Here is a 21351-nt window from a genome sequence, read left to right as displayed (position 1 = left end):
AAAAGAGCAGGGAAATAGTATTCGATTAAAAGAATGATGGGTGGCAGAGTCATTGAAACAAATACAGATTTTATAGATAACCTATCTGCCGTCTGCCGCCTGCCAGCGTATGAATGATAAGAAAAGATTGCGAACCGCTTGCAATCTGCAATCAAGCAAAATATAATGAAGAAAAAAAGGAGGCGATATCTATGGCAAGAACAGCAAATGTATTTGCACGTGTTGAGCCTGAAGTGAAAGAACAGGCAGAGCAGGTGCTTGATAGACTTGGAATTCCAATGTCCAATGCGGTAGGAATGTTTCTGAGACAGATTGTACTCCAGAGAGGAATTCCTTTTGAAATGAAACTTCCAGCTTATGAGGAGCCTGTTGCATATGGCTCTCTGACAAAGGAACAGTTCAATACAGAAATAGAAAAAGGCATGGAAGATATTAAAGCTGGCAGAGTATATTCAGCAGATGAAGATGAAGTTGAAGCAGAAATGAAACGGGAATTTGGTATATGAAATATAAAGTGATGTATACAGCAGGAGCCAAAAGAGATCTGAGAAATATTTTCAGATATCTCCCAGCTGATATATATAGTTAATAAAGAGAGGTGCATATGCTATGCCAGGTATACTCGTGGTTGAAGATGATGAAAATTTAAATCGTGGAATTACATTCTCACTGAAAAAATCCGGATATGAGGTTTTTTCAGCAGAATCAGTGAAAAAAGCGAAAAAAATTGCAAGTGATCATAATGTGGATGTTACCATTTGTGATGTGAATCTTCCGGATGGGAATGGACTGGAATTTGTAAGGTGGATGAGATGCAGTCAAAATACATACATTATCTGCCTTACGGCACTAGATCAGGAGATGGATCAGGTTATGGGATATGAAGCAGGGGCAGATGATTATATTACAAAGCCGTTTAGTCTTTCGGTACTTCTTTTGAAAATAGAAGCACATTTCCGCCGCAGGCAGGAGAAAACGGAAGTCGGCAAGATGATTTCGGGAGATATCGTATTTATCGCAGGAGAAATGAAAGTCCTGATAAAGAGTCGTGAAATCAGTCTGACAAAAACGGAGTTGAAAATGCTGACTTTTTTTCTGCAGAATCCGAAACAGATTCTTTCAAAAACACAAATATTGGAAAATGTGTTTGATCTGGAAGGGGATTTTGTGGATGAAAATACAATCGCTGTCAATATCAGAAGACTCCGTGAGAAAATCGAAGACAATCCGGCTGCACCGGTCTATATAAAGAATATCAGAGGTCTTGGGTATATATGGAATCAGGAGGTAAGGCAGTGACAAAGAGATATCACAGGAAACTCACATCAGCCTTGTCATTGGTATTGCCGGTCATATTAGTGTTTGCAATATTAAATTGCTTTACCACGTATGTGTTTTATGAAGATTATAAATATAAAATGAATCTTATGACAGAGATTGCTGCAAAGGAAGAATTTTCCGGGCTGGATGCTGTTTCGGAATTGCTTAAGGATAAGGATATTGAAACTAACGAACAGGGAGGGCGATTATTGGAGCAATATGGATACTGGGGGAATAAAGGGAATGCATTTTATTCGCAATTCCAGCATCAGGTTATGGTGACCGGTGCTGTAAGCACTGTGATATGCGTGTTTTTTTTGACTTTTTTACTTTATTGGAAGAAAAAAGAAGATGCGTGTCATCAGAAAATTTTAGACCAGTTGGAAGAAATTCTGATCAGATTCCGTGAAAATAAATTTGATGATTTACTGAAAACGGAAAATTACGCAGAACTGGAAAAATTGAGTGACCAGCTTGAAGCAATCGGACATCATATTCAGTTGCTAAAGGAAGAAGCACGGACAGAAAAAGAGAGTACGAAAGAAATGGTTTCTGATATTTCTCACCAGTTAAAGACACCGGTTGCAGCTTTGGATATATGTTTTAGTGTGCTGATGCAGAATGACTTAAGTGCCACAGAACAGGAGGAGTTTCGTATCCGTTGTCGGAGTGCTCTGGATGGACTGGAGACATTATTGCAGTCGCTTCTTGAAATATCCAAGATGGAAACTGGACTGATTCAGATGAATAAGAAAAAACTTCCACTTATAGATACGGTCATATCTGCTGTGAATCGTACATATCCAAAAGCGGATGAGAAAGAAATGGAATTCGTTTTTGACTATGAAAAAGAGCTGGAAACATGCACGATTATGCAGGATAAAAGGTGGCTTGGTGAAGCTGTGATCAACGTTCTGGATAATGCGGTCAAGTACAGTCCGTGTGGTTCAAAAATATTTATCCGGTTACAAAAAAGAAACGATCTTGTAAGAATGGAAATTGAGGATCAGGGAATTGGTATTCCGCAGAATGAGTATCACAAAATTTTTCAACGATTTTACAGAGGAAGTTCCAAGAAGGTCATGGAAAAGAGTGGTACAGGAATCGGACTTTTTCTATCGAGAGAAATTATCGAAAAACACGGAGGTACAATCATGGTAACCTCCGGCAAAAAGAAAAAAGGAAGCACGTTTGTGATTCAATTACCATATGTTGGTTAAATTTTAAGTGGGCAGAAATCTTACAATTCTGTAAGACTTCTGCTCGTTTTTTGAAAGTGAAATGAAAGATTATCCTGATACAATTTGGATGTAGGTTGAAAATGACCAAATATATAAACAGGCAAAGAAAGCGTGTTGAAAAGGTACGTTTTACAGAATTGAAAAGGAGGCAGCACATGAGTGTGATATTAGAAACCAAGCAGCTTTGTAAGTTTTATGGCGCAGGTGAGAATCAGGTCAAAGCGGTCAATCAGGTGGACATTCAGATTGAGCAGGGAGAATTTGTCGCAATTGTTGGAAAGTCAGGTTCCGGCAAAAGTACATTACTTCATATGCTTGGAGGGCTTGACACCCCAACAAAAGGCAGTGTTACTTTAGCAGGAAAAGATTTATACGGGATGAAGGAAGATGCCCTTGCTGTTTTCCGCAGAAGAAAAATCGGATTTGTTTTTCAGGCATTTAATCTGGTTTCATCTGTTAATGTCTGGGAAAATATTGTACTGCCACTGGGGCTGGATGGAAGAAAAGTGGATGAAGCATATGTAAATGATATTATTGCAACTCTTGGGATTGAAAAGAGGATTTACAATCTGCCAAATCAGTTATCCGGAGGACAGCAGCAGAGAGTAGCAATTGCAAGAGCACTGGTGAATCGTCCGGAAATTATATTTGCAGATGAGCCGACAGGAAATCTTGATTCCAAGACCAGTGATGAGGTGATCGCCCTGCTTAAGATGACAGCAAAAAAATATGGACAGACAATTGTAATGATTACCCATGATGACGAAATTGCACAGGTCGCTGACCGTATTCTGGTGATTGAGGACGGACAGGTGGTGGATTTCAGATGAAGACAATAAGCAGGATTGCATATAGCAATGACAAAAAGAACAAGACAAGAAGTATACTGATTATGATGTCCATATGTCTGACTACGATGCTGCTTGTGATTATCAGTACTGTGGGAAATGGAATGATACGTTTGCAGAAAAGTCAGGCGGCAGGCTCATATGGAAGCAATTATGGTCTGTTTGTCGCAGCAGATGCCTCGCAGTTAAAGGAAGTGGAACGCAGAGCTGAGATATCTGATATCGGCATCATGTGTACGGAGGGCATCCTGAAAGGAAATGAAAATGGCGGCTTTGTCAGTGCGGATGAAACGGTCAGGAAAATGCTTCCCTATAATCAGGAATATGTGTTGAAGGAAGGTACCTATCCGGAAAAGGCGCAGGAAATTGCTGCAGGACGCGCTTTCTTTGATGCAGTGGGATACCATGATGTAAAGGTCGGAGACACCGTAACATTGGAGTACCGTTCCGGCATGCAGTCGGAATACGCACCGGTGGAATTTACTGTCAGCGGGATTTTATATGACCGGGATGAATATACCATCGAGGCTTCCTATGTTGTATTCGGTTCGCAGGATTTTTGTAATGAGCGTATTGCGGAGGGTGACAGGCAATATAATATCTATTTTACCTTGAGCGATTCTGCAAATGTATCTATGAATAATGTTGCGCCTGTTATAAAAGAAATCGCGGATTCCTGCGGCATTGACCAGAAAAACGTGATCATCAATGACCTCTACCTGCAGTGGGTATTGCAGCCGAGCTATGAAATGATTGTGGTTTGTGGAACCCTGATCCTCGGAATCGTGCTGTTTTCCGTTGTGGTCATTTATAATATCTTCCAGGTCGGGATCGCCCAGAAGGTTCAGGAGTACGGAAAAATCAAGGCGCTGGGTGCAACCAGAAAGCAGATGAAGCAGTTGATCTTTCGTGAGGGCATTCTTCTGGCGGTTCCTTCGATACCGCTGGGGCTGCTGTTTGGTTTCCTGATTGCAAAAGTCAGCTTCAACTGGCTGGTGGAGCAGGGAAATCTGGTATCGTCCGGAATCAAGAACCATCAGGTGCCTCTGTTTTCACTGACAATTATGCTCATCTGCATTTTTGTATCGTTTCTTACGGTCGTTTTGGCTCTGCGCAAACCCATGAAAATTGTTTCCCGGATTTCACCCATCGAAGCGACACGGTATCTTGACGGCTCCAAAACGCAAAAACAGGGCAGACGAAAAGGCAGAAAAGATGTCACCGTTTTCTCCATGGCAATGGCAAATGTGACAGGCAATCCGAAAAGAACTATTGCTACGATTCTTACCATGGGGCTTTCCTGTGTATTGTTTGTAATTATCTCTAATTATGTTGGGAATATTGACACGGAGCACGAGGCGCGGATTGCAATCAACCATGGACAATTTGAGTTGCAGCTGGATTATTCCCAGAATTATGATGAAGCCTATTCGGAGAATAATCTGGACACAATCCTACAGAACAACCCACTGAATGATTCTTTGATTAAAGAAATCAAATCCATCCCCGGTGTAACGGATGTACTGACGAGAGAAATCGTCTCTGCAGATTTGAACGGAACAAAATTTCCGGTTGCAATCGTAAATCAAGAGGATTTTGAAATGATGCGCGGGGATGGCGATATCGGTTCCATGGACTATGCACAGGCTGTCAAAAACGGGGATGTTTTCTTTGGCTGGTCCATGTGGATGGAAGCTGACGGGTATTCTGCGGGTGCACCGATTACATTCAACTTTGATAACGGAAGCGGAACCTATACCTATCATGGAAAAATCGCAGGCTCCTTTGTAAACGCGGACACTTATCTGGTCATTCCGGAAGAAGTATACCGCTCTGTAAATCCGAAAGGGACATCTTATGGATACCTGTGGGTGGATTGTGCTAAAAAAGATGTGGCATCTGTAGAGCAAAGCCTGAATGACCTGCTCTCCGATACTTCTCATATCAAGCTGAACACCTATCACGCAGAATTGCAAACCGCAGAATACGCAAGCCGTATGATGAAGCTTGGCTGCTATCTGTTCATGGCAATTGTCGGTCTCATTGGGTTTATGAATCTGGCAAACACCATGATCATCAATATCACCACGAAAAAGCAGGAATACGGTGTGCTGCAAGCGGTAGGCATGACCAATAAGCAGTTGAATCTGAGTTTACAAATACAGGGCTTAATTTTTACGGTTGGCACCATCTGCGTCGCACTTGCTGCCGGTCTGCCCCTTGGCTATGCACTGTTTTCCTATGCGAAGCATAATGGGATTTTTGGAATGAACGTTTATCACGTTCCTCTTATCCCGATTCTTGTTATGATTCTTCTGGTTGGTATTTTACAAATTGTGCTTTCCTGTGTTTTAAGCAGTAATCTGAAAAAGGAAACGCTGGTAGAAAGAATAAGGTATCAGGGATAGCAAGTATTGCTGGGATATCCTCAGTATCATAGTGGCGATAACGAGTACAGCTATTGCAATTTATTTTGGGGAATGGATAAAATCAGTTATTCCTATAGATCTCATTATGTTGTTGCTACTGGTACATATGGTTTATATCAGAATCAGATGTTATGTGAAAGAACGGGGACATTATTAGGGAATAAATAAGATATTGAGAAAACGATGATGTAAACTGTCGTTTTCTCAATTTTTTATATGTTTAAAATACAGCTTGATGAACTTGCCTGTATTCTCTTGGGCTACAAAGATAAAATTCTTTGAATTTTTTTGTATAGTATGCGGGCGAATCAAAACCACATTCCTCTGCCACAATAGAAATGTTTTTATCCGGGTATTCCGTTAGTACAGATGCACTTCGGATCAATCTGTATTTTAACAGATATTGGATAGGAGATTCTCCTGTGATTTTTTTGAAACAACGAAGGTTTTCTCTTTCACTGATATTTACAATTTCAGCAATATTAGAAAGAGTAATATTTTCCGGATAATGTTGTTCTATAAAAGATAAGGAAGAGGATTTTTCGAGAGGATTTTTTGATTATAGATAAGTAGAAAAAGATTCAAATCCTGTGTATAATTAAAAGATAAAGATAGAGACAACTCGAAATTTAAAGAGGAGGAATAATGCAATGAACTTCTTTGAAAATACTCGTAAGCCACAAGGCTTCGGCGGAAAATTGATGACGAAGATGATGAACATCGGTCACGCCAAGTTATCACAATGGGGATTCTCAAATATCTCAGTGAATCCGGACGCTGCGGTACTGGATGTTGGTTGCGGAGGCGGTGCAAATATTGTAGCCTGGTTGGGTAAATGCGGAAATGGACATGTGACAGGAATGGATTATTCGAGGGTCAGTGTGGCAGAATCTCAAAAACTGAACGCCGCCGCCATTAAACAAGGGAAATGTTGCGTGGTTCAAGGTGATGTATCTGCTATTCCTTTTCCTGATGCGGTTTTTGATTATGTTTCTGCTTTTGAGACAGTTTACTTCTGGCCGGGATTGAAAAAATGTTTTTTTGAGGTAAATCGAGTTCTGAAAAACGGAGGGACATTCCTGATTTGTAACGAATCTGACGGAACGAATGACGCAGATGAAAAATGGACAAAGTTGATTGATGGTATGAAGATTTACACATCTGATCAACTCATTGCTGCTTTGAAAGAAGCAGGTTTTACAGAGATAAAAACGTATTCAAATACAAAAAATCATTGGATAAGTATTGTTGCAACGAAATAGCCAATTTCCCGTTTATTGGGAAGTCGCAGAGAACGAAAAATCTGAATTTAACGCTTGAAAAAAGGAGAAATAAACATGGCAAAGAAAGAAGAAAGATTTGAAGTTACATTTAGAGACGGAAGTCAGCTTAAGGATGAAGGAGTTCGCCAAATCCTTGTAGATAAGGAGACTGGGGTTAACTATCTTTGTTGGAAATCTGGATATGGAGCGGCTATTACACCTCTTCTGGATTCAGAAGGAAAAGTCATAGTTACAAAGTAAAATCGGAGTTTGAAGCAGAGGTATGTATTATGAATATAGGATTTTGGTCGTGTATAATTTTGGTAATACCATTTCTGATTATAGGTGTGTTATTTGCGATTTTTAAGGAAAAAGCAGCAAAATTTGTTTCAGGATTTAATTCATTTTCTAAAGAAGAACAGGCATTGTATGATAAAGCTCATATCTCTCGCGATATAAGAAATCAGTGCTTTATGTGGGCTATTATAATGTTGGCAGGAGCATTATTATCCTGCTTTTTAACCCCATATATAGCTATATCAACCTATATTATTTGGTTAGTTCTGTTTTTTAGAGAAGTCCACTTTGATAATCATAAAGCGTTTGAAAAATATTTATTAAAGTAAATTCCAGTTTGACGGACGGATGATTTACTGAAAAAATGTCAGAATAGATAAACGGCAGGTGATCATGTATGTAACAAGTATCAAAGACTACCTGCTTTTCTATGAAAAGATAGTTAATTGGTTATCAACTGCATAGAAATGTGAAAATACACATAAAATAGTAATGGATATTGATTAAATAAATCCTAGATGATATAATTTAATTACTAAAAAGTGTGTAAATTCACAAAAACAAGGAGTTGAACTCATGGAGATTAAAAGAGATGCATACCTTGAACAGTTAAAGATAAGAAAAGATAATGGGATGGTAAAGATTATCACGGGAATCAGGAGATGTGGGAAATCATTCCTGTTATTTGTATTGTTTAAGAAATATTTATTGGAGAGTGGTGTAGATAATGACCATATCATTGAGATTGCTTTGGATGGCATTGAAAATGAGGAGCTGAGAGATCCAAAGAAGTGTTACCAGCATATTAAAGATGCAATGAAAGATGAACAGAAATATTATCTGCTTTTGGACGAAGTACAATTTATGTCACGATTTGAGGAAGTGCTGAATAGCCTGCTTCGAATCAGCAATATTGATGTATATGTGACTGGAAGTAACTCTAAGTTTTTATCCAGCGATATTGTAACTGAATTTAGAGGCAGAGGAGATGAGATAAGAATATATCCGTTGTCCTTCGCAGAGTTCTATGCGGCTTTCGATGGAGATTATGATGATGCTTGGGAGGAATATATGATATATGGTGGTTTACCACAGGTGCTACAGTTTTCTGTGGAACGCCAAAAGGCTGAGTATCTAAAAAACATTTTCACAAATGTTTATATTAAGGATGTTGTAGAACGAAACAAGCTGCGAAATGTTGATGAGATTGATACTTTAGTAGATATCCTTGCTTCTGCGATAGGAGCTCCTACTAACCCAACTAAAATATCAAATACGTTTAAAAGTGAACGAGGCATCAATTACAGCAATAAGACCATATCCAACCATATAGATTATCTTGTGGAGGCATTTTTGATTTCTAAAGCTGACAGATATGATATTAAAGGTAGAAAATATGTGGGAGCAAATCTGAAATACTATTTTTCAGATGTGGGACTTAGAAATGCAAGATTGAATTTTAGACAGCAGGAACCTACTCATATCATGGAAAATATTGTTTACAATGAGCTGCTTATCAGAGGTTATAATGTGGATGTTGGTATTGTAGAGGCGTATGCGAAAAATGATGAAGGAAAAACAACTCGAAAGCAGTTTGAAGTTGATTTTGTGGTCAATCAGGGTAGTCAGAGATATTATATTCAGGTGGCTTATGATATGACCTCTGAGGAAAAGCAGAAGCAGGAATTTAATTCATTTAGAAATATCCCTGATTCATTTAAAAAGATCGTGGTAGTAAACGGAACAAAAAAGCCTTGGAGAAATGAGGAAGGCTTTGTAATCATGGGAATGAAGTATTTTCTGCTTAATGCGGATAGTTTGGAGTTTTAGAAATATTGCTGGGATATTGCCAACGAAAAGTAATTATAGATAGTTTGTCAGACCGGTACCGGATGGATACTATGAGATCATATCCGGCCACAGAAGAAAACATGCCGCGGAGAAACTGGGATACCGAAAAGTACCGGTGATTATCCGGGTATTAAGTGAAGATGATTCCATTTTAAGCATAGATGAAGACAGACGGCGCAATGCGACACTGTTGGAAGATTCCTTTTATAACAGGAAGAATCTGAATCCACAGATCCATGATACAGAATTCTTTGCTGATCTGGAAACCTGGCAGAGGAAGCAAAGGCGGCGGGGGTACAGCTGTGCCTGGCACAGATCGAATATCCGCAAAAATAGAAGTAAAATATGTGTAGATTTCAAAAAAAATTATTGACGAGAGGAAAACCACGTGGTATGTTTTTTTGAAAAAAGAGATTATTTTAAAGGCAAACCTGTTGAAAGGCAGGGTCGCAAAGCCAGAAGGGACTAAAGTCAGAAAGTTTGACCATGTCAGCCGGTTGCCACTGTTTCCATATCATCATAATATATGGAAAAGATGTTTGAACAAAAGAGATTCCGATACCTTTTATACTATATAGATGTGTGATTTTAAAAAAATATAGTAGGGACACTGGCAGATTTTGGCAAGTGTCCTTTTTGTATGCAAAAATGGGTAACAAAACTAGCAGGGACAGGTTTTTTGTATACAGATAAAAGCAAGATGAAAAAGGCATAAGACGGAGAGAGGATTTTTATAAAATGAAAATTTATGAAGACAAAATATATTCCTTAGGTGAGACTGTAACGGGGCAGACACAGGCCATGTCACAGGCCGTACAGAAAACACTGGAAAATAATGGCGGGGTAGGTATAATGACAGGATCTTATGACCAAAACCTGTCTATTTTGTCTGTGAATAATCTGCTGTTGCATAGTACAGGATATACATTCGATACTTTCATGGAACAGACAAAAGGCTCATTGAGAAACTTCTTTTATGACGAGGAAGATATACTGGAGCGAGACCGTTTTTTGCAGCTTCACGGAACAGGGGAAGCACAGATCCTTACAGCAGACGGTACAGTGAATAATGTACGGCTTTGTAAAGAGGATGCGACAGATGAGGCGGGCAGACAGATCTGGGTTATGTCCGTACAGGTCAACTGGGATCATGTAAATTTGGCACTGCTCAATGAGGCTATCTATTCCGGCTTCTGGTATTTTGACTGTGACGAAAACAGTGAGATTGTGAATGCAAACTGGAGTCATGAATTCCGAAAAATGCTTGGCTATCATGACACTCTGGACTTTCCGAATAAACTGGAATCCTGGTCAGATCTTCTGCATCCACAGGATAAAGAAAGAGTAATGGTGCAGCTTCAGGCAGCAATTAAGGATAAGACGAACCAGATAAAATACCAGGTAGAGTATCGTATGAGAATGAAGGATAATCAATACCAGTGGTTTCGGGCATCGGCAGAAGTAATACGCCGTCTGGATGGTTCTGCCAGCAGGATTGCCGGGATTTTTATTAACATTGATGGGGAGAAAAAAGAAATCATGCAGGCACAAAAATCTGCTGCTTTTCACCGGGCTTTTACGAAAGCAGATTTGTGCGAGTATTATGTGAATCTGGAAGCGAATACTTTTGATACCTTTAAGGTTGAACCGTCCCTGATGACCGTCTTTGAACAGAGTCATACGTGGGATGAATTGATCCGGCATTTTGTGGATTCCTATGTTGTGGAGACAGATAAGAAGGCGGTATCCTCTTTTTACGACCGTGGTTATATTGCAGAAAGGCTGAAGGGGCTGGAAACCGAATTGGCTTTAGAATGCCGTATCACTCTGAATGGAGAAGAACGATGGGTCCGCAATGTGGTCATACGTGGCGAAATAGAGGATTCAGAATATGCCATGATCTTTCTGCGTGATATCACAGAGGCAAAGGTAGAGAGCACACGGCATCTGCAAATGGCAGCGGATAATGCTTCCATGGAGCAGCTGATTCAGAGTATTGTGCGTCTGGTTGACCGCTTTGTTGTCTGTGATCTGGAAAATGACAGATATGAATTCTACAATCTGAATGGACAGATGATATATAAACCTCTGGGATTTTATCATGATTTTCAGATTCAGGTTCTTGAAAAATATAAGACACTGGAACCATTGGAAGCTATAGATATCCTGATATCTCCGGATAATATTCGGAAAAAACTGAAAAGTGAAAATGATATTTATAAGTTTGAGTATTGCAGCCTGGATGAAAAGACTTATAAAATCGCTTCTTATATTCCCTTGGAATGGAAGAATGGAAAGCTGGAAAAGGTATTGCTGGCATCCATGGATGTGACACAGGAGAAGAAAGCAGAGATTGAATCCCGTCAGGCACTGAAAGAGGCTTACCGGTCCGCAGAAAATGCAAATCGTGCGAAAACAGAATTCCTTTCCAATATGTCCCATGATATCCGGACACCAATGAATGCCATTGTGGGTCTGACGGCAATCGCAGGAGCAAATATTGAGAGTCAGGACAGAGTGATTGAATGTCTCAGCAAGATTACAGAATCAAGCCGTCATCTGCTGGGACTGATCAATGAAGTGCTGGATATGGCACGTATCGAAAGCGGAAAAATGACGCTGGCACAGGAAGATTTCAATCTGTCAGATCTGGTAGATAATCTTATTACACTTACGAAACCGGTGCTTGATGAACATAAACATAATTTTGATATACACATCAATCATATTGAACATGAGGCTGTCTGTGGTGACAGCTTGAGGATTCAGCAGGTATTTGTGAATCTGATGAGTAATGCGATCAAGTATACACCGGATGGTGGAAATATTACTTTTTCGATAGAGGAAAAGCCCAATGGATTTTCAGAACTTGGATGCTATGAATTTACGATTGAGGATAATGGAATCGGTATGTCACCGGAATTCCAGAAAATCATGTTTGATCCTTTCAGCCGTGCAGATGACCACCGGACAACCAGAGTTCAGGGAACCGGTCTTGGAATGGCAATCAGCAGAAATATTGTGAACCTGATGAATGGTAATATTAAAGTGGACAGTACCTTACATAAGGGAACCAGAATTACGGTAACAATTTATCTGGAGCTTCAGGAAAAAGAAAAAGAACAGGACAAAAATCTGATGAATCTGCCGGTTCTGGTAGTGGATGATGATAAGACATGCTGTGAAAGTACAGTTGCCACACTGAAGGAAATCGGTATTATGGGTGAATGGGTTCTCTCTGGCAGGGAAGCGGTTGAGCGCTGTTATGCACGGCATGAGTTGAAAGATGATTACTTTGCTGTTATTTTAGACTGGAAGATGCCGGATATGGATGGTATAGAGACTGCCAGACAGATCCGGAAACGGATAGGAAAAGAGATCACCATCATTGTATTGACATCTTATGAATTCAGCGAGATTGAAGAAGAAGCAAAGGCGGCGGGCATAGATGCTTTTATTGCAAAACCGCTGTTCCGTTCCCGGCTGACGGCTACACTGCGGCAGTTTACTTCAGGAAGAAAAGAAAAAACAGCGAGAAATTATCTGGAGAAGCTGTCAGAATCAGACTACACGGGAAAAAGGATTCTGCTGGTTGAGGATAATGAGTTGAACAGAGAAATTGCTGGTGAAATTTTGCAGATGACAGGGGCAGAAGTGGAAACAGCAGAAAATGGAAAAATCGCAGTTGAAAAAGTGGAAACTTCTCCGGAAGGATTGTATGATCTTGTTTTTATGGATATCCAAATGCCTGTTATGAATGGTTATGAGGCAACTGCAGCAATCAGGAGCCTTCCGGGTGAAAAGGGAAAGCTGCCTATTGTTGCCATGACTGCCAATGCTTTTGCAGAAGATGTACAGTTGGCCAAAAATACAGGCATGAATGGACATATCGCGAAACCGCTGGATATGAATAAGCTGAATGATGTTCTGGAAAACTGGCTGTAATTGCTTTCCTGGATGCATGGCAGATAATAGCGATGTAAAACTGTACGAAGATTTGTAGGAATAAAAAGACAGAGCATATAAAGTTGTTATACGCTCTGTTTTTGCAATATTTTATCTTGCGAATTTATCATTGTAACGAATATGCATATCTTCCCAATCCATGAACAATACGTAAAATACTTTCCCGTATTGCGAGCTCTCTACAATTCTTCCATGATCAAGAACAGAAAAATAAGTTCCGTCAGCTTTTCGAAGATGAAAGTGAACATAGTCATTTTCATTACCATTGCCAATCTGTTCCCAGATACTTGATTCTATCTGTTGCTGTTCATCTTCACGAATCAAGTTGCGAAAACTTTTCTTAGTAAGTCTGAACAGTTCATCTATATCTTTATATCCAGACATATGAAGAAATTCATCATTTGCAAAAAATAGTTCATCATCTTCTTTGTCAGCTCTGTATATAACGAATGCACCTGGAAGATGTTCCGCGATATCCTTGAATGCGAATCCAAGTTGTTTGCGGGCACCTGACCGAAGACCTTCCCTGTAGGCCATACATCCATTTTTACCATGAAGCTTTATCTCATAAAGAGCTGCATCTGCGCAGCGCATGAGCTGTGAACGATTGGATGCAAAAGTTGGATATTCTGCATATCCTAGAGAAATATAAAATACATGTTCCTTACCATGGTATGAGAATGATTTAGGAAGTTTGGTAAATTGCTGTAGCTGTACATCTGCTTCTTTAAAGGTACAATTTGGTAAAAGAATGCAGAATTCATCACCACCATTTCTTCCTAGTAATGCATCGGATGGGAAAAAAGCCTTCATGCTGTCTGCAAGATTTTTTAATGCCCTGTCTCCGTAATTATGTCCATAGATATCATTAATAAACTTGAAATCATCGATATCAAAGAGCGCGGCCACAAAATGTGCTTTTGGATTTTTTTGAATCATTTTTTCTGCAAATTCATCAAATCCATAGCGGTTATAAATATTTGTAAGAGAATCTGTGTGCGCCAGTATCTGAAACTTTTTCTTATGTTCTTTTGCTACTAACCATACTCTGGTAAGAACTGACAGGAGAAGGGTTATTGTAAGGAACATTCCGATGATGATTATCAGTAGTGTGGCGTTTCTCCATCCACTTTTAGGACTTACTTCAAATTTCCAGTTTTCATCGCCTATTGAAAAAGTATAAGAAACAGGATGATTTATTTGCCCATCTGATTGATAAACCACTTTATAAGTATCACTCCATGGAGCGTCTGTTTTTGAAATTTTGTATTCGTATCCAAAATTTGAAAGTGCACTGATTGAATCTGAAAAAATATCCGGAACACGCAGGATAACAATAGTAAATCCCCAGAAATACTCATGTCCGTTTTTATCTTTCAGGTATACGGGATTGCGGACTGCAATTCCATATCCTCCCTGGTTTAATTTGAAGGGGCCCTGCGTAATGATTGTATGGTTGTCTCTTGCGTAACAGGAAATTTTTCCACGGTCTTTATCATGGATCAAATCAATCTTACCTGCCTCATTTTCATTTGCCGGATAAATATCTGTAACAACACCATTAGGAGCGAGCTGTACACTTTCAATAGAATCAGACATAAGATTTCCTGCAATTGTTTCAAACTGATGGATTTCGCCATCTTCACTTATTAAGATTTGCTTCAAGGTATCTGTGATCTCAATTCCATTTGTAATTTCATTCTTTATTTGTTCGCCATAGGTGGTTACGTTTAATTGTGCTGTTATGTGTCTCTGCTCTTTTTCGTGGGTGTCTGTTTTGTATACAATCAAACTAATAAGGCATATGCCCAGTAAAAAAGTGATAAGAGGCACAAGTGTTTTCTTTTTCACTTGGTTCACCTCATTTTGTCCATGGGAATTTTTATAATAAAGCATTATATCACAGAAGTTGAAAAACAGAATAAGTTTTATGAAAAAAAAGAACTGTGCAAAATCTTTATACATCTATGACAGAAGAATGTATATCGATACTGTAGACGGCGACGTTTCTGGAAGATAATCATTCATATCATAGTCCACTTTTATCAGGTTTCTGCTGTAACCACAAAACAATGTAGCTATCAGAAACAACACCATAATCACATAGCGATATTTGATTACACCACTGTAAAATTTTTTCATGTCTTCCTCCCACTGTCAATTTCGATATCTATATCTATAGATTACTCTGCAGTATTGTTGGCTTTTTAACCGAGATATCGTATTTATTTGACATTTGTCTTCTAATTTATCAGGATAAGTATATGGAGCAAAAAAGCAACGTACAATTAAATAGCAAATGTAAAATAATTGACATCTCTCAAAAATATTCTTGCAGAGGAAATCCAAATTTCCTTTTTGGAGAAACTACACAGAATAGATGCGGTAAAACTCCGGAAAGATATTGTGCCACAGGTTGCAGCTGCTTACTATTCAGGTGGTATTATCCAGATTTTACGTTACTGGGTTATTTCAAGTTCGCAGGGACGACAAGCGGCTCAGTATGATATTTAATTAAATATTGCAATGAAAAGATCATTTACCGTAAACAAGTAGTAGATGGTCTTTTTTATATTTTTTTGTGAACAAGTAGAGACTTATAGCCGGAAATCTATGTTTTATCATAATCTGTGAAATAAGATGGGTTAATTCTTCGATTTACATGTTTTTTAAGGTGTAATGGCATGGTATTATGGTACTTATAAAGAACATATTATGTCTGTTGGAGAGAGCGGTGAAAAGTTATGAAGCTATTATTTAAACAATTGTTTGATGTTAAGCATTCAGTAATAAGCTTGGTATAAAGAACACATCCAAATATTTATCAGAAAAAGAACAGAAAAAATGAAAGACGCATATCAGAATGAGTTTCAGAAGGAGAAAAAAATGTTATCGTTATTATTTGCAATTTGTATGATTTGGTTTGTTGGAAAATTTTTTATATTTGGATTAAAAGCATCCTGGGGAATTATGAAATTACTTTGTACAGTTATTTTCTTCCCGGTTATATTGATAGGTATGGTTGTAGGTGGACTGATGTACATTGCTTTTCCATTATTGATCATTGGTGGCATTATAGCATTGGTGACGTCACATTCATAATGGATCAGGAGGTAGAAAACGAATGGGATATGATATTGAAAAAGAAAAAAGAGAAGCAATTGAAGCTGGGCGTAGAGCTTTGAACAGTCTTCAGACAGCAAAAGAAAATCTAAACAGTGCAAAGAACTGGGGACTGGCAGATATGTTTGGCGGTGGCTTTTTCACTACGATGTTAAAACATTCTAAAATGGATCAGGCCAAACGGAATATGGAACAGGCAAAGTATGATCTTCGTAATTTCAGTAGAGAATTAAATGATGTAAATATGGTATGTAACTTGAATATCGATACTGGAGATTTTCTTTCTTTTGCGGATTATTTCTTTGATGGCTTTATTGTGGACTGGGTGGTTCAGGATAGAATCAATAATGCAAAAAGACAGGTAGAAGAAGCAATTCGAAGAACAGAAAGTATCGTAAATCAATTACAGCGTATGTAAAGGAAAAGGCAATGAGTCAGAAATGGTTCATTGCCTTTTGTCGCGTTATGGATTATTTCAATTTTTCTTTCTCGGCATTTAAGAGCTCAAGATTAAGCCCCTGTTCTCCGGCGGTCTTATCTACCCAAAGATTCAAAGAGTCTATGGCTAAAGAAATTTCATCAAGTTTTTTACTAATATAAGCAAAATCTTTCATTTCATCATCGCTGATCTTACCGTCACGGGCAATCTGGATCAGACGACCGGTAAGAGGATTGATTTCATTTAGACTGGCAATTGTCTCCAAAATGATATTTGACAGATCGGTCACTTCTACTTCTGGAACATAACGGTGGCCGATTTCGCATTTGTGAGAGCAATAATAATTGCAAAGCTCTGGTCTTTTATAGGCATCTGCCATCTGGAGGATATCATAAGGCGTAGGTTCTTGTGTTTCATATTCAAATTTTTCAATTTTTGAATATGAGACGGCATCCATTTTTTCACTGGCCTCTGCTCTTGTAAGTCCTGCCGCTTCTCGGCAAAGCTGGTAAATTGTTTTGTTTTCCCTGGTGGATTGCTTACCCATGAGAATTTCCTCCCCGTATATCTCCAAACATGAGGATTATCAATATTTAAGTCCTCATGCAAGACGTGCATTTCTCGTATAGAGTTTATTATACTTGAATTATCAATTAACAACAAGCTCAATAATGAACATGAAGTCAAAAAGAGCGAAAGAGTAACTTCGAGGTAAATGGTTTCTGTCATTTTCCCAGAATGTTGATGGCTTTTTTTAATAACATCAAGTGCATCCTGCTATTCCTGCAAAAGACAGCCCTATAGAACAGACGGAAATCCGACAGATGTTATTAAATTCTTATATTACGGACATAACCAAATATGCGAATCCGTCAGATACATATGTCTTGAAAAATGATGGCGGGACAATATGTCGCTGTGATATAATAAAATAAGCGATTTGATGTGCATATTCGGTTTTTGGGAAAGAAAATGAACAGTGGTTAACAAGAGTTTGGAAATAATCAGTTGGAGTTATTAATCAAGCTTAAATTTTACGAAATAAAGAAATTGCAGGAATATATATGCCTAGATAGATGGGAAGGAGCCTATGGAAAAAAAAAGAGGAATCAATTCATTTACACTACATATTTTAGCAATGTTATTTATGCTATGCGATCATTTGTGGGCGACACTATTTCCGGCACAGGAATGGCTGACATGCATAGGAAGGCTCGCATTTCCGATCTTTGCATTTATGATTGCGGAAGGATGTTATTATACTTCGAATGTAAAAAAATATATGCAGCGACTTTTTTTATTTGCTGTAATTTCAGAAATACCATTCAACTTGATTATGGGAAGTTCTGCAATTTACCCGTTTCATCAAAACGTACTGTGGACATTTCTGTTAGGTCTGTTATCAATACAGATTATTGAAAAAGCAAAAAAGAAACAAAAGCAATGGATACTGCTTCTTATAATTTGTCTTGTTCTTTTCATGGACTATCTGCTTGGAACCATATCCATGGTAGATTACAATGCAGCGGGAATACTGACAGTATTGCTTTTTTACTTTTTCCGAAAAAAGACATGGGTTTCTTTTGTGGCACAATTTGCCGGAATGTACTATTTAAATGTAGTTATGCTTGGAGATCTGTATTATCCGGTAACTATTCTGGGACATCATTTTGAGATTCCACAGCAGAGTTTTGCATTACTGGCACTTATTCCAATCTGGTTATATAACAGAGAACAGGGATACCATAGCAAATGGTTCAAGTATTTCTGCTATGCTTTTTATCCGGCGCACCTTCTTATCCTGTTTATTATTTGGCAATGGCGTATCCGGTAATAATCCATAAACGGAGAGTGAACTATAATACTTAAAATCTAGCGCACAAGTAAAGTAGATATCTTCCGGGCAGCAGAATTTATAAGAAAATGAGGGGGAAAATAATGCAAACTTATACATATGTTTCAAAAGGAATTTTCAAATTAATGGAAAAACCGAAACCCGTGCTGGTGCATGAAAAGGATGCCATTGTAAAGGTGACACTTGCCAGCATTTGTTCCAGTGACCTTCACATTAAGCACGGAAGCGTTCCAAGAGCAATTCCGGGCATTACAGTCGGCCATGAGATGGTTGGAATCGTGGAAGAAGTTGGAAGTGCTGTAACGAAAGTGAAGCCGGGAGAGCGAGTAACGGTAAATGTAGAAACCTTTTGCGGGGAATGTTTTTTCTGCAGGAAAGGATATGTAAATAACTGTACCGACAAAAATGGCGGCTGGGCTCTTGGCTGCCGTATTGATGGCGGTCAGGCAGAATATGTCCGTGTGCCATTTGCAGATCAGGGACTGAATAAAATTCCAGATAAAGTTACGGACAGACAGGCTTTATTTGTAGGAGATGTTCTTGCTACCGGTTATTGGGCAGCACGTATTTCCGAGATTACAGAAGATGACACCGTCCTGATCATTGGTGCCGGACCTACAGGTATCTGTACCTTACTGTCCGTTATCCTAAAGAATCCGAAGCATATCATCATGTGCGAAAAAGATGAAAATCGTATACACTTCATTAAAAAACATTATCCTGATGTTCTTACTGTTTCGCCGGAAGAATGCTTTGATTTTGTTCAGACAAACACTGAGCATGGTGGCGCAGATGTTGTTCTTGAAGTTGCAGGAGCAGAATCTACTTTTCGGCTGGCATGGGAATGTGCAAGACCAAATGCGATCGTAACGATAGTGGCACTTTATGATAAAGCCCAGCCCTTACCACTACCGGATATGTATGGCAAGAATCTTACTTTTAAAACAGGAGGAGTGGATGGCTGCGATTGTGAAGAAACACTGAAATTGATTGCAGACGGCAAAATCAATACAGAACCGCTGATCACACACACTTATCCACTTAGCAGGATCGACGAAGCCTATGATCTTTTTGAAAATAAAAGAGACGGCGTGATCAAGGTAGCAATAGAATGTTAAATATAATTGCTTGGAAGCAATCTCAACCATGTATTTTATTATTCCATATACTATGATTTTTAGAAGGAGGGCATACATTGAATTTAAAATTAAAAGAAAAAATCCGAGAGTCACTTTCTGCAGTTCTTCCTATTACTGGTATTGTTTTGATGATCAGTATTTTTCTGATTCCTATGGAGCTTGGCACTATTGTGATGTTCCTTACCGGTGCAATTATGCTGATTGTTGGAATGGGATTCTTTCAGCTCGGTGCTGAGATGTCCATGACACCGATCGGAGAAGGGGTAGGTGTACAGATTTCAAAATTGAAAAAGCTCATTACTGTTTTACTGACAGGTCTGATTATGGGAATCATCATTACGATATCTGAACCGGATCTGCAGATTCTTGCTAATCAGGTTCCCTCCGTCCCTAATATGGTATTGATTATAACAGTGGCACTTGGCGTTGGTCTTTTTCTTGCACTTGCACTTGTTCGTATTCGATATAAGATCAGCCTGTCTGTATTATTGATTATCTGTTATGCAGCTCTGATTCTTACATCATTCTTTGTGCCGAAAGAGTTTTTAGCCGTAGCTTTTGATTCTGGTGGTGTTACAACAGGACCTATGACAGTGCCTTTTATTATGGCCGTAGGTGTGGGACTCGCTTCTGTGCGAAGTGATAAGAATTCGGCAGATGATAGTTTCGGCCTGGTCGCACTTTCCAGTATAGGTCCGATACTGGCTGTTTTAATCCTGGGCTGTTTCTATAAACCTACACAAGCAGCGTATGTTCTTGAAGATGTAGAAACAGTTGTTACCACACAGGATGTTGCCCGCATATTTGCCCGGGGCTTGCCATTATATGCCCGTGAAGTTCTGATAGCACTGCTGCCGATCATTGTAGTATTTTTTATATTCCAAATGCTTACCGGACGCTATCATAAATGGCAGATCCGACGTATTATGATTGGTTTTATATATACATATATTGGCCTGGTTCTATTTCTTTGCGGTGCAAATGTTGGTTTTGCACCAGTTGGAGCTTATCTGGGAAAACAATTGGCTGAACTGTCTTTTAATTGGATCTTACTTCCTCTCGGAGCTTTGATTGGTTATTATATCGTAAAAGCAGAACCGGCAATTCAAGTGCTGAACCATCAGGTAGAAACAGTTACAAACGGTGCAATTTCCGTAAAAATGATGGATCACTGTATGTCAATTGGTGTAGCTGCCAGCGTTGCTCTTGCAATGCTTCGTGTGCTTACAGGAGTTTCCATTCATTGGTTTGTGATTCCCGGATATTTTATTGCCCTCGTATTGTCCCGATTTGTTCCAGATATCTTCATTGGTATTGCATTTGACTCAGGCGGGGTTGCCAGCGGTCCAATGACATCAACCTTCTTGTTGCCGCTTAGTATTGGGGTCTGTGAGGCTCTCGGAGGAAACCTGATGACCGATGCCTTCGGCGTGGTTGCACTTGTTGCATTAACACCATTGATCGCAATACAGCTGATGGGACTCGTATACAAACTAAAAACCGGAAAAGGCACCCCGACAGAAAGAGCAGTGATAGCCGATGATTGTGATATGATCGTTGATCTTGAGGAGGATGAGTAAA

Annotated in this window: 21 protein-coding genes and 1 riboswitch; of the genes, 17 read left to right on the top strand and 4 right to left on the bottom strand. The window is 39.1% G+C overall.

Going from position 1 to position 21351, the window contains the following annotated elements; genetic code table 11:
- Nucleotides 1-191 precede the first annotated feature (191 nt).
- The 6 genes from ACIRUQ_RS14015 to ACIRUQ_RS13990 all read left to right on the top strand — a co-directional run bounded on the left by ACIRUQ_RS14015 (nucleotide 192) and on the right by ACIRUQ_RS13990 (nucleotide 5995).
- A complete protein-coding gene (locus ACIRUQ_RS14015; protein ID WP_055291262.1) occupies nucleotides 192-506 on the top strand; it encodes a type II toxin-antitoxin system RelB/DinJ family antitoxin in 315 nt (104 codons plus the stop codon).
- Nucleotides 507-609: 103 nt separating this feature from the next.
- Entirely contained in the window at nucleotides 610-1299 is a 690-nt protein-coding gene (locus tag ACIRUQ_RS14010) for a response regulator transcription factor (RefSeq protein ID WP_055291260.1), read from the top strand.
- Entirely contained in the window at nucleotides 1275-2540 is a 1266-nt protein-coding gene (locus ACIRUQ_RS14005; protein ID WP_055291258.1) for a sensor histidine kinase KdpD, read from the top strand. Before ACIRUQ_RS14010 ends, ACIRUQ_RS14005 begins: the two co-directional genes overlap by 25 nt.
- A gap of 176 nt (nucleotides 2541-2716) precedes the next feature.
- Nucleotides 2717-3391: an ABC transporter ATP-binding protein gene (locus tag ACIRUQ_RS14000; RefSeq protein ID WP_055291256.1), complete on the top strand. Its 675-nt coding sequence runs from the start codon at nucleotides 2717-2719 to the stop codon at nucleotides 3389-3391.
- Nucleotides 3388-5817, top strand: coding sequence for an ABC transporter permease (locus ACIRUQ_RS13995; protein WP_055291254.1), 2430 nt, complete (start codon nucleotides 3388-3390; stop codon nucleotides 5815-5817). Before ACIRUQ_RS14000 ends, ACIRUQ_RS13995 begins: the two co-directional genes overlap by 4 nt.
- Before the next feature lie 31 nt (nucleotides 5818-5848).
- Complete coding sequence (locus ACIRUQ_RS13990) at nucleotides 5849-5995, top strand: DUF6040 family protein (RefSeq protein ID WP_242853640.1); 147 nt, start codon at nucleotides 5849-5851, stop codon at nucleotides 5993-5995.
- A gap of 63 nt (nucleotides 5996-6058) precedes the next feature.
- Here ACIRUQ_RS13990 and ACIRUQ_RS13985 read toward each other — a convergent pair whose 3' ends face one another.
- Nucleotides 6059-6301 carry a helix-turn-helix domain-containing protein gene (locus ACIRUQ_RS13985; protein ID WP_404856557.1) on the bottom strand — a complete coding sequence of 81 codons (243 nt, stop codon included), beginning with the start codon at nucleotides 6299-6301 and terminating at the stop codon, nucleotides 6059-6061.
- A 187-nt stretch (nucleotides 6302-6488) separates the two neighbouring features.
- On the opposite strand from ACIRUQ_RS13985, the gene ACIRUQ_RS13980 reads away from it, so the two are divergent.
- From ACIRUQ_RS13980 to ACIRUQ_RS13960, 5 genes are all read left to right on the top strand, one after another.
- Nucleotides 6489-7100, top strand: coding sequence for a class I SAM-dependent methyltransferase (locus tag ACIRUQ_RS13980; protein ID WP_021739872.1), 612 nt, complete (start codon nucleotides 6489-6491; stop codon nucleotides 7098-7100).
- A 75-nt stretch (nucleotides 7101-7175) separates the two neighbouring features.
- A complete protein-coding gene (locus ACIRUQ_RS13975) occupies nucleotides 7176-7361 on the top strand; it encodes a DUF6440 family protein (protein ID WP_005342831.1) in 186 nt (61 codons plus the stop codon).
- Nucleotides 7362-7390: 29 nt separating this feature from the next.
- On the top strand, nucleotides 7391-7726 hold the full coding sequence (locus ACIRUQ_RS13970) for a DUF3784 domain-containing protein (protein ID WP_055291252.1): 336 nt from the start codon (nucleotides 7391-7393) through the stop codon (nucleotides 7724-7726).
- A 247-nt stretch (nucleotides 7727-7973) separates the two neighbouring features.
- A complete protein-coding gene (locus ACIRUQ_RS13965) occupies nucleotides 7974-9227 on the top strand; it encodes an ATP-binding protein (RefSeq protein ID WP_055291250.1) in 1254 nt (417 codons plus the stop codon).
- A gap of 435 nt (nucleotides 9228-9662) precedes the next feature.
- Nucleotides 9663-9753: riboswitch (cyclic di-GMP riboswitch) on the top strand.
- Nucleotides 9754-9986: 233 nt separating this feature from the next.
- Nucleotides 9987-13193, top strand: coding sequence for a response regulator (locus ACIRUQ_RS13960; RefSeq protein WP_055291247.1), 3207 nt, complete (start codon nucleotides 9987-9989; stop codon nucleotides 13191-13193).
- 111 nt (nucleotides 13194-13304) lie between these two features.
- Here the strand turns inward: ACIRUQ_RS13960 and ACIRUQ_RS13955 are convergent, their stop codons facing one another.
- Both ACIRUQ_RS13955 and ACIRUQ_RS13950 read right to left on the bottom strand, forming a co-directional pair.
- Nucleotides 13305-15065, bottom strand: a complete 1761-nt coding sequence (locus ACIRUQ_RS13955; protein WP_082432925.1) for a diguanylate cyclase domain-containing protein — start codon at nucleotides 15063-15065, stop codon at nucleotides 13305-13307.
- A 114-nt stretch (nucleotides 15066-15179) separates the two neighbouring features.
- Nucleotides 15180-15356, bottom strand: coding sequence for a hypothetical protein (locus tag ACIRUQ_RS13950; RefSeq protein ID WP_021739864.1), 177 nt, complete (start codon nucleotides 15354-15356; stop codon nucleotides 15180-15182).
- Between the two features lie 216 nt (nucleotides 15357-15572).
- Between ACIRUQ_RS13950 and ACIRUQ_RS13945 the strand changes: the two genes are divergently transcribed.
- The 3 genes from ACIRUQ_RS13945 (at nucleotide 15573) to ACIRUQ_RS13935 (ending at nucleotide 16755) form a co-directional block, all read left to right on the top strand.
- Complete coding sequence (locus tag ACIRUQ_RS13945) at nucleotides 15573-15728, top strand: hypothetical protein (RefSeq protein ID WP_154301445.1); 156 nt, start codon at nucleotides 15573-15575, stop codon at nucleotides 15726-15728.
- Between the two features lie 372 nt (nucleotides 15729-16100).
- Nucleotides 16101-16316 (top strand): hypothetical protein, encoded by a 216-nt coding sequence (locus ACIRUQ_RS13940; protein WP_044964168.1) that lies wholly within the window; start codon nucleotides 16101-16103, stop codon nucleotides 16314-16316.
- A gap of 22 nt (nucleotides 16317-16338) precedes the next feature.
- Complete coding sequence (locus tag ACIRUQ_RS13935; protein WP_021739861.1) at nucleotides 16339-16755, top strand: hypothetical protein; 417 nt, start codon at nucleotides 16339-16341, stop codon at nucleotides 16753-16755.
- Between the two features lie 52 nt (nucleotides 16756-16807).
- On the opposite strand, the gene ACIRUQ_RS13930 is transcribed toward ACIRUQ_RS13935, so the two are convergent.
- The gene (locus ACIRUQ_RS13930; protein ID WP_044964141.1) at nucleotides 16808-17323 is read right to left on the bottom strand and encodes a helix-turn-helix transcriptional regulator; all 516 of its coding nucleotides are present in this window, start codon (nucleotides 17321-17323) and stop codon (nucleotides 16808-16810) included.
- Between the two features lie 591 nt (nucleotides 17324-17914).
- Between ACIRUQ_RS13930 and ACIRUQ_RS13925 the strand changes: the two genes are divergently transcribed.
- The 3 genes from ACIRUQ_RS13925 (at nucleotide 17915) to ACIRUQ_RS13915 (ending at nucleotide 21350) form a co-directional block, all read left to right on the top strand.
- Nucleotides 17915-18610, top strand: coding sequence for a TraX family protein (locus ACIRUQ_RS13925; RefSeq protein WP_404856502.1), 696 nt, complete (start codon nucleotides 17915-17917; stop codon nucleotides 18608-18610).
- A gap of 104 nt (nucleotides 18611-18714) precedes the next feature.
- On the top strand, nucleotides 18715-19749 hold the full coding sequence (locus tag ACIRUQ_RS13920) for an alcohol dehydrogenase (RefSeq protein ID WP_044964138.1): 1035 nt from the start codon (nucleotides 18715-18717) through the stop codon (nucleotides 19747-19749).
- A gap of 77 nt (nucleotides 19750-19826) precedes the next feature.
- On the top strand, nucleotides 19827-21350 hold the full coding sequence (locus ACIRUQ_RS13915; RefSeq protein ID WP_021739857.1) for a DUF1538 domain-containing protein: 1524 nt from the start codon (nucleotides 19827-19829) through the stop codon (nucleotides 21348-21350).
- Nucleotide 21351: the final 1 nt, after the last annotated feature.

It is taken from the genome of Eubacterium ramulus (genome assembly GCF_045002895.1).
In the GTDB taxonomy this organism is placed as follows: domain Bacteria; phylum Bacillota; class Clostridia; order Lachnospirales; family Lachnospiraceae; genus Eubacterium_I; species Eubacterium_I ramulus.
This window is presented reverse-complemented; position numbering and strand designations above follow the sequence as displayed.